The 4,291-nt window shown below is 72.2% G+C and carries 3 protein-coding genes; 1 reads left to right on the forward strand and 2 read right to left on the reverse strand.

The window, feature by feature from the left end:
* Nucleotides 1–339: DUF885 family protein (locus VIB55_RS21830; protein ID WP_331878790.1), on the forward strand; the 339-nt coding region annotated here is incomplete at its 5' end.
* An 83-nt stretch (nucleotides 340–422) separates the two neighbouring features.
* On the opposite strand, the gene VIB55_RS21835 is transcribed toward VIB55_RS21830, so the two are convergent.
* Nucleotides 423–2,540, reverse strand: coding sequence for an Ig-like domain-containing protein (locus VIB55_RS21835; RefSeq protein WP_331878791.1), 2,118 nt, complete (start codon nucleotides 2,538–2,540; stop codon nucleotides 423–425).
* Nucleotides 2,537–3,847: a tetratricopeptide repeat protein gene (locus VIB55_RS21840; RefSeq protein ID WP_331878792.1), complete on the reverse strand. Its 1,311-nt coding sequence runs from the start codon at nucleotides 3,845–3,847 to the stop codon at nucleotides 2,537–2,539. The genes VIB55_RS21835 and VIB55_RS21840 overlap by 4 nt, the downstream gene beginning before the upstream one ends.
* Between the last annotated feature and the right edge of the window lie 444 nt (nucleotides 3,848–4,291).

Genomic DNA, 4,291 nt, shown 5'->3' on the forward strand with positions numbered 1-4,291 from the left:
ATGTGGCGCGCGTGCCGGCTGGTGGTGGACACGGGGATGCACTGGAAGGGATGGACGCGGCAGCAGTCCATCGACTTCATGGCCGCCAACAGCGCCCTCACCCTGCTGAACATCACCAACGAGGTAGACCGCTACATCGCCTGGCCCGGGCAGGCGCTGGCGTACAAGACGGGGCAGATGAAGATCAGCGAGCTGCGCGCCGAGGCGCAGGCGGCACTCGGAACTCGGTTCGACGTGCGCCGCTTTCACGACGTGGTGCTGGGCTCCGGCTCCGTGCCGCTGACGGTGCTGGAGGAGAACGTCCGCGCCTGGATCGCGGCCGAGGATTCGCGTCGATGAGTGCGTGAGTGCGGCCGGGCGGAACGAGGACGGGCCCCGGAGCATGCCGCTCCGGGGCCCGTTTCACGTGCCCTCGCTCGGGGTCAGGGTGTGACGGTGACCGTCACGGTGTCCTTCCCCTGGAAGTACACGCCCTTGACGTCGCTCCACTGCACGACAATGGGCACCGTCGCCGGCCCCGCGGGAAGGGGCACGTTCACGTCGATTCCCGAGCGGCCCTGCGCGTACGGGAGGATGACGGTGGATCCAGCGTGAACGCTGGAGTACAGGGTGGCGCAGTCGCTCGCCGGCTGGCTGGTCTGCCACGAGCAGGTGGCACGAATGCGGATGCTGCCCTGGGCGGTCACCGCATCGGCGGAGGGCTCGATGATGACGACCACGGGGTTGGGGTCGTGCTGCGCCTCGAACGGCGCTGCCCGGCTGTTCCCCGCCGCGTCGGTCGCGATGACCGTACCCGTGTAGTTTCCGCCCGCCACGTCGGTCATGTCGACATTCCCCCGCCAGAGCCCGGTGGAATTGTCGTACGAAAGCTCCCCTTCACGCCCCGCGATGATGGCGCGGACGCGGATGATGGCTCCGGCGGTGGAACTGACCCTGGCCTGCGCATAGGCAGCGAAGTTGCCCCGCGCGCCCCTGCCGCTGACGTCCGTCATCGTGATGGGCCCCGCAACGGACACGGTCGCGCCGGAAGTTGCGTTGCCGGCGCGAATGCCGATCACGTGGTTCGCCTGCAGCGACGTGACCGTCAGCGTGGCGCGCGCGATGCCGTCGCCGCCCGACGTGGGGGCGGCGGGCGTCAGGGTGGCCCCCCCCGGGCTGGTGAGCGTCCACTGCACCGGGGTGTTGGGCAGCGGCTGTCCGTCCTCGTCGACGATCTCGAACGCATACTGCGTAGACGAGCCGGGGGCGACGGTCGCCGGGCCCTCGCGGCGGAGCAAATGCGTCGGCACCCGGATGGTTCCCGTGAACGTCGCGGGCGGCGCGGCTCCGCTCCTGGCCTCCAGGGTCTGGGTGCCCTGGGACCCCAGGGTCCACTCTACGGCCGCCACGCCCCCGGCATCCGTCTGTGTCCTGGGTGCCGATACGCTGCCGCCTCCGGCAACGACCGCCCAATCCACCGGGGCGCCCGCGACCGGGTTGCCGCGGCTGTCCAACGCGCGCACCGCGGGCGGCACCGAGACGGGAGCGCCCGCGGCGGCCTTTCTGGCCCCGCCCGTCAGCACCTGCAGCCACGTGGGCACCTGGAGCACCGCGGCCGGGATGGTGTCGCGCAGATCACCGGAGACGGCGATGAGCCGCGTGGTGCCATTGCCCGTCGCGACCGCCGCGGGACCCGGGTTCACCTGGACCACCGCGGCATTTTCCGAGATGATCATCACCGCCAGCCCCGGAACCGCGGCGCCGTGGCGGTTGTACGCCGACACCGCCAGGGGTGCCACGTCACCCAGGGACGAAAAGCTCAGCGCGTTCGGGGTCAGCACGATGCGGACGGCGGGCAATGCCCCGGCCGCCGCCGTGAAACGGACGGGTGCCCCGACTGCCGCACTGGCCTGGGCCACCTGGCTGCCGACCACGGGCCCGAGCGTCCAAGAGGACCGCGTGACTCCGGCTGAGTCCGTCGCCGAGGTGGCAGGACTCAGCGTCCCGCCGCCTTCCACCGGCACCCATTGCACCGGTACGCCGGCGATCCCGTTGCCGTGCTTGTCCACCGCGCGAACGGCCAGGGAATCCGCCAGCGGGTCTTCGGCGGTTCCCGTACGCGTCGCGGGCCCCACGGCCACGAGCCCGGCCAGCACGTCGGGAACGCCGATGGCGCGGAAGGTCTCGAAGACGATGGCCTCCCCCGTGGCCGGGTCCACCGCCCGGGCCTCCACCCGCTGCGTGTCGCCGGCCACGGTGCCCAGCGTCCAGCGCTCCCGCGCCTCGCCCTGGGCGTTGGTGAGGGCGGAGCCCGCGAACACCGAGCCGCCCCCGGCGGTGACCACGAAGTTCACCAGCTGGCCCTTGACCGGCTGGTCGCGCTCGTCCAACACGCGGACCACGAGCGGCTGCGCCAGTTCCTTGCCCACCGTGTCGCGCTGCAGGTCGCCGGAAACCACCACCACGCGCGCGGGGCGCTGGCCGCCGCCCACCACCTCGCCATTGCATGCCGCGGCAACCAACCCCAGGAGGAGCGCCGCCGCGCTCGCGATCATCCTCATGCCGTCCGTCCGTGTTCGTTGTCTTCGACCGCGGCGCCCATGCGCCCCAGCTCTTCCGCCACCTCTTCCGCTTCCATCCGCGCGCCCATCTCCGTGTAGAGCCGGTGCGCCTCCCGCAGCCGGGCGGCCGCGGCCTCGGCGTCGCCCCGCCGTGTCTCGAACCTGCCGTAGTGATGCTGCGTCGCGGCCGCTTCGAACGCCGGCAGCCCGTGGTCGCGGCACACCTCCAGCGCCTGCTCGTAGAACAGGAACGCCTCGGCCTCGCCGCGCTCCGCCGCGGCGGCGCCGAGTGCCCGGTACACGTCCGGCAGCTTCAGCACCGCGCCGGCGTGGATGGCCAGCGCCTCGGCGTCTTGCGCGAGGGTGAAGGCTTCGCCGGCGCGGCCCTGGTGCAGCAGGGGCTCGGAAAGCCCCACCATCACCGCCACGCGCACCACGGAATCCAGTTCTCGCGCCAGCGCCCGGCGGAAGGCGGACTCCGCCTCGGCCGCCTCGCCGCGGGCCAGGTGCAGGCGCCCCCAGGCGTGGTCCACGAACCCCATCACCGAGTCGCCCAGGCCCGCCGCGGCGGTCTTCTCGCCGCGCGCCAGCCACTCCGCCGCGGCATCCAGGTCACCCAGGCGGCGTTCCACCACCGACAGCCCCACGCACAGGTGCACGTACTCCACCGTAGGCGGGCGTGCCGGGCACCGCTCAACGCCGCGAAGGTACCAGGCGCGCGCCTCGCCCCAGCGGCTCTGGTCAACGTGCACGTTTCCCAGCCCCTGACACGCCACCACGGCGCCCATCTCGTCGCGCTGGGCCACGGACACTTCGTAGCCTTCCTCGTACCGCCTCGCAGACAGCTCCCACTGGCCCATCGCGCGGGCGACGCGGCCCAGCCGGCGAAGCGCCAGGCCCTCACCGCGGCGGTCGCGCGGCTTGCGCCCGAACTCCAGCGCACGCTCGTAGAAATGCCGGGCGGCGAGCAGCCGCCCCTCGCCCTCCTCCACCTCGCCGGCCGCCACCAGGTGCCGCGCCGCGTCGGCTACGTCTCCGCGTTCCACTGCGGCCAGGGCGTGGACGGTGTGGCGCATCACCCGCTCCACGCGGCGGCGCACCCGGTCCGCGAGCTCTTCGATCTGGCCTTCCAGCGCAGCCGGGTCCGCCACACGCATGTCGATCGTGGCGTACTCCCCCGCCGAGCCCCACGCCAGCCCGCCGTCCGCCCGAGACGCCGACAGCAGCGCGGCGCGCAGGTGCGCCAGGTCATCCGTTTCAGGGATGGCCTTCAGCGCGGCGTCGATCTTCAGGGCTCGCTGGGTCACGCGGGGTCGATGGACGGGCGGTCGGCTGCGGTCATGCATCGACGTAAGGGCACGTGCCGTTCCGTGGCGACACCCGGTGGAAAATGTTGCGGTAGCTCACGTTTCCGCATTTCCGCGATACCGTGCGACGGGTCGGTTGCCGGTTTTTGTAGCAGCGCGTTGCAGGAACCGGCAGAGCCTCGGCGACGGTGATCGAGGTCCGGTGGGTGTTTCGTCCAGAAGGGGAGAGCGTGGGGGGCTGACGCTGGTGCATGCCGCGGCCGCCCCCCTCTCCCGGCCTCTCCCCCATAAACCCCATGGGGGAGAGGAGAATTCGATTGCACGACGGCAGGCCGCGCGCGCCTCGACTGGCTCCCTTCCCCCGCGCAGTTTGCGGGGGAAGGGCTGGGGATGGGGGGCGGCCGAGGCATGCACCGGCCCTGATCGAAACGCCACAAAGCCCTG

The organism is Longimicrobium sp. (assembly GCF_036554565.1).
GTDB lineage: Bacteria > Gemmatimonadota > Gemmatimonadetes > Longimicrobiales > Longimicrobiaceae > Longimicrobium.